We start from the raw sequence: 4,510 nt of genomic DNA, 5'->3' as shown, positions 1-4,510 counted from the left end.
ACGCCGCGGAAGTCACAGCCGCATAGGCTCAACTCCGAGAAGCACCTTCAAGGACAAACCCGAAAGCATAGGAGGTTTGGCCGCGCCCGATGGCGCTGGTCACCGAGGTCCCAACCCGGGACGCGGTCCCCGATGATGCCGGTAATCCGCAAGCTACCAGACACACTGTCTGAGTGCGCTGATCAGATAGGCACACGGGAACCGTTTCTGGACTTGGCATAATGTGGCGGCCAATGCGCCGACCACGGACGGAAGCATCACCCCGGTGCGGGACATCAACCGGTGGCCAATGCAATCGGCAACGCCCTCATTCGCCAAAACATCAGCGATACAAACCCTGCTGGCCAATCAAACGGTTTGGCCAATGGCTTTGCTTTGAAAATTTTTCTCTTGACCACAACCGCCCTGTTACGGAAGCGGCGCCCGCTTAACCCTCGAAAACAAAGAGAAAATCCGGCCGGAGCCGGATGGGGAGAACGCATTCCCGAGGGCAAGTGGCGGAGAGGTAGCAATCGAACCGCATTCCGCCCGCGTCCGGCGGCGTTCGGAAAAGGCATTGAAGATCAGGGGTTAAGGAAAGGGCTGGACACGGGCGGACGCGCTGGGATACGCAGGCAGCCGAGATTTGTTGTGGGATGTTACGAGGGACGGCTTCTCTCACGACTTCGATTCCCGATGGAATATCGAAGTCGGTGCCGTCCCTCATTGAGCACGGTGAGGCGCGATGCCGCCAGTTCCGAAGAAGCGCCTGACGGCGGTCGAGGTGGCCAAGAAGCCGCCCGGGCGCCACGCCGACGGCGGCGGGCTTTACCTGTTCGTCGAGCCCACAGGCTCGCGCCGCTGGCTACTCCGCACAGTGGTCCACGGGCGCCGGCGCGACATAGGTCTGGGCGGCGCTGATCTGGTCTCGCTCGCGGAGGCGCGCGCGCTCGCGCATGAGCTCCGCGCCGTGGCGCGCGCGGGCGGCGATCCGATCGCGCACCGTGACCGAGACAAGCGCGCGCCGCTGATCTTCGCCGAGGCGGCGCGCACCGTGCACCGCGAGCAGATCGTCCCCGCCTCGAAGAACGCGAAGGCCGCCGCGCAATGGCTGCGCACGATCGAGGTCTACGCCTTCCCCAAGATCGGCCGGCAGCCGGTCCATGCGCTCGCGCAGGCGGACGTGCTGCGGGTGCTTCAACCCATCTGGCTCGAGAAGCCCGAGACTGCGCGCCGCCTCCGGCAGCGCCTGCGCCTCATCTTCGACTGGACGGTTGCGGCGGGGCACCGGGAGGCGGCGAATCCCTGCGCCGGGATCGAGGCGGCCCTGCCGCGCCAGAAGACCCGCGCGCGGCATTTCGCGGCGCTGCCCTGGGCCGACCTGCCGGCGCTCTGGCCGCGCCTCGCCGCCGCCCCCGGCATGGGCGCCGCGGCCTTGCGCTTCACGATCCTGACGGCAGCGCGCTCCGGCGAGGTGAGGGGGGCAACGTGGGCGGAGATCGACGAGGAGGCGGCGGTCTGGACCGTGCCGGGCGAGCGCATGAAGGCGGGCCGCGAGCACCGCGTCCCGCTCGCTCCGGCCGCGCTCGCCGAGCTTAGCGCCGTGCGCCCGCTCGCGCGCGGCGACGAGTCGCTCATCTTCCCCAGCACGAAGCCCGGCCGGCCGTTGAGCGATATGACCCTCGCGGCCGTCCTGAAGCGGCTGTCGGTGCCCGTCACCGTGCACGGGTTCAGATCGTCGTTTCGAGATTGGGCCGAGGAGGCGACCGACACCCCGCACGCGGTGAAGGAGGCGGCCCTCGCGCACGCCGTCCGCGACCGGGTGGAGGCGGCCTACCGGCGCACGGATCTCTTCGAGAAGCGGCGCGGGCTCATGCAGGCTTGGGCCGATTTCGTGACCGGGGGCGGCGCATGACGCCCCCGCCCACCTTCGAGGAGGCGGTGGAGATCGCCCGCCGCCTCCTCGAGGAGGCGGTGCCGCGCGCCCGCGCGAGCCATCGGGAGCTTCTGGCGTGGCGTCGGTTGCAGGGCTGCGCGCCGGACGCCTTCCTCTGGTGGTCGGACCGCGCGACGCCGCCGGAGACCGTCGACGCCGCGCTCGCCTCGCCGGCCTTCGCGGCGCTCCTCGCCGAGGCGCCGCGCGATCCGGTCGCGCACGACGCCCTCGGGCTGGCGTGCCGGTGGCTGGTCGCGCGCGGCGCCGCGCTCCCTCCCCCGCTCGCCGCCTGGGCCGGGGATCGCATCATCGGCGCCGCGCCGCGGCCGCCGGACCCGCGCTCGGGCGACGGGGCGAAGGCGGCGGAGCATCGACGGATCGTGAAGGCGGTCTACGTGCTGACGCGATTCGGCCTGACCGCGACGGAGAGCGACGACAAGGGCGCGCGCGCGAGCGCCTGCCACGCGGTCGCCGCCTCTGGCACGATCACGCCGAGTTTCGCCGCCTTCTCGCGCGCGAGATCATCGTGAACCACGAGCTCGGCATATTCCAGTGGCCGGAGGACTGAGCCGCGCGGCGTGTGTCAAACTCGAAAACGAACTTGCGTCATGACTCGACCCTGATTCCCAGGCTAGGCCCTTCTGTATGCACATGGAGGGTTTCAGAATGGCGGAAGTCGAGGTCAAGCCGATCCTGCTCACGCTGGACGATGTGATCCGTGCGACGGGGCAATCGCGCTCGAGCATCTACGCGAAAATCAAATCCGGGGAGTTTCCCGCGCCGGTGAAAATTGGCTCGGCCTCGCGGTGGTCCTACCGTGAGCTCGAGGAATGGGCCGAGGCGCATATTGCCGCCCGCGACGCCGAGGAAAAGGCCCAGCGACAGACTGACGAAATCATCGAGGAGGCGCGCACGACCGGCCGGAGCATGGACGCGCTCTACGCCGAACGCCGCGCCGGGTGACGCCGTGACGGACGATTTCCTCAGCGAGATCAAGGTGGAAAGGAGCCGCGAGCGCGGGCAATACAGGGCGCTGCACCGCGAGACCGGCGAGGTTCTGTCGACGTGGCAGGGCTCGCCCGATCAGGCCCTCACCGCCGGCGAGGCGCGCCTGCGCGAGATGCGGCAACCCCGCAAGCGGCGGCGATGCCTCCGCTGCGGCGCCGAGTTTGAATCAAGCGGCCCCGGCCATCGTCTGTGTTCGGAGCGTTGCCGCACCGTCGACGGGCCGCTCGACGATCCCGCCGCCGCGCCGGGCCTGTCCGGCGACATGGGGCTCTCGGATGTGCCCCTCATTTCGACTTGGAATTGAAAAGCGCGCCGCCCGGACAGGAGGGCGACGCGCAAGTTTGCGAGTTCGACATGCCGGAGGGCGGCGAATGCCGCGCCACCAACCACGCGTGGGAATTATGCAGCACGGGCAGGGGACAACGCACTATCGAAGCGACCGGCTCGCCGCGCTTCTGGCGCGCCTCGGGTCCGACGCGGACGGTGAGCGGATGGCGACTCTCCGGCTGCTCGATCGCGAGCTCGAGCGCGCGGGCGCTAGCTGGGCGGAGCTGGCCGGGCGGCTCGCCGCGCCCGCCGCGCAGCAGCCCCCCGCGGCGCGCGAAGCCGGGGGGCCTGTTTTCACCCGCCCCCAGGAGGCCGCGAAATGGGTCTGGCGGCATCCGGGCTTCCGCCCACGGAATGCGCGCGAGCGGGATTTCGTCGCGTCGCTGCAGAATTGGCCGCGCCGGCCCAGCGCGAAACAGGTGGAATGGATAGCGAAAATTGTTGCGCGCCTCGGCGGGGAGGTCGTGCGATGAAGGATATGCCGCACGAAGATGAATTGCCGCATCCGGTCGAGGCCGAGCAGCAGCTTCTCGGGACGCTGCTCACGAATAACGAGTCGTTCGCGCGCGTCGAGGACATCGTGACGCCGGGCACATTCTACGACCCCGTGCACGGCACCATCTTCGAGCGGATCGCGGCCCGCGTGGCTGATGGACGGCTCGCTTCGCCGGTGACGTTGCAGGCCGATCTCACGGGGCACGCCGGGCTCGAGGCGCTCGACGGGCCGGCCTACCTCGCGCGGCTCGCGGGCGCGGCGATCGCCCCACACGCGATCCGCGACTACGCCGAGCTGCTCGTCGATCTGGCGGCGAAGCGCGCGGTGATCGAGGCGGCGCGCGAGGCTGAGTCGCAGGCGGCGGGCGGCGAGATTTCCGGGGCCGAGATCGCGGAAAGGCTCGAGGTGGAGGCTGCGAAAATCACCGCGGGATCGCGCGCGAAACAGCTCACGGCGAGCCACCTTTCCGCGCTGACCGAGGCGCTCGCCGAGATCGCCGAGGCGCGCAAGGGCGACGATGGCAACGCGGTGCGGACGGGAGTCGCCGGTCTCGACGATCGCCTCGGCGGCGGGCTCCGGCCGGGGCAACTCTGCGTCCTCGCCGGGCGGCCGGGGATGGCGAAGACCACCGTGGCGCAGAACGTCGCCTTCGCGGCGGCGCGGGGCGGCAAGGGCGTCTTCTTCGCCAGCCTCGAGATGCGGCGAGCCGAGCTCGGGCTGCGCTTCCTCGCCAAGGGGCTCGCCGCGCACGGGATCGAGGTGCC

The 4,510-nt window shown here is 70.0% G+C and carries 6 protein-coding genes; all 6 read left to right on the top strand.

What is annotated here, in order from left to right:
• Positions 1-724: 724 nt before the first annotated feature.
• Positions 725-1,894, top strand: coding sequence for a tyrosine-type recombinase/integrase (locus ACESL7_RS13330; RefSeq protein ID WP_372893798.1), 1,170 nt, complete (start codon positions 725-727; stop codon positions 1,892-1,894).
• Positions 1,891-2,445 carry a hypothetical protein gene (locus ACESL7_RS13325; protein WP_372893797.1) on the top strand — a complete coding sequence of 185 codons (555 nt, stop codon included), beginning with the start codon at positions 1,891-1,893 and terminating at the stop codon, positions 2,443-2,445. The genes ACESL7_RS13330 and ACESL7_RS13325 overlap by 4 nt, the downstream gene beginning before the upstream one ends.
• A gap of 136 nt (positions 2,446-2,581) precedes the next feature.
• Positions 2,582-2,878 (top strand): helix-turn-helix transcriptional regulator, encoded by a 297-nt coding sequence (locus tag ACESL7_RS13320; RefSeq protein ID WP_372893796.1) that lies wholly within the window; start codon positions 2,582-2,584, stop codon positions 2,876-2,878.
• Between the two features lie 4 nt (positions 2,879-2,882).
• Positions 2,883-3,227, top strand: coding sequence for a hypothetical protein (locus tag ACESL7_RS13315; RefSeq protein ID WP_372893795.1), 345 nt, complete (start codon positions 2,883-2,885; stop codon positions 3,225-3,227).
• Positions 3,228-3,294: 67 nt separating this feature from the next.
• Complete coding sequence (locus tag ACESL7_RS13310) at positions 3,295-3,723, top strand: hypothetical protein (RefSeq protein ID WP_372893794.1); 429 nt, start codon at positions 3,295-3,297, stop codon at positions 3,721-3,723.
• On the top strand, positions 3,720-4,510 hold a 791-nt coding region (locus ACESL7_RS13305; RefSeq protein ID WP_372893793.1), incomplete at its 3' end, for a DnaB-like helicase N-terminal domain-containing protein. The genes ACESL7_RS13310 and ACESL7_RS13305, both read left to right, overlap by 4 nt.

It is taken from the genome of Rhodosalinus sp. (assembly GCF_041685465.1).
Taxonomy (GTDB): Bacteria; Pseudomonadota; Alphaproteobacteria; order Rhodobacterales; family Rhodobacteraceae; genus Rhodosalinus.
Note: the sequence above shows the minus strand (reverse complement) of the source record. Positions and strands in the feature narration are given on the sequence as shown.

Excerpts from the sequence above, each read along its gene's own strand:
- ACESL7_RS13320 (WP_372893796.1), top strand. The coding sequence starts at position 2,582 with ATGGCGGAAGTCGAGGTCAAGCCGATCCTGCTCACGCTGGACGATGTG.
- ACESL7_RS13330 (WP_372893798.1), top strand. The coding sequence starts at position 725 with ATGCCGCCAGTTCCGAAGAAGCGCCTGACGGCGGTCGAGGTGGCCAAG.
- ACESL7_RS13325 (WP_372893797.1), top strand. The coding sequence starts at position 1,891 with ATGACGCCCCCGCCCACCTTCGAGGAGGCGGTGGAGATCGCCCGCCGC.
- ACESL7_RS13310 (WP_372893794.1), top strand. The coding sequence starts at position 3,295 with ATGCCGCGCCACCAACCACGCGTGGGAATTATGCAGCACGGGCAGGGG.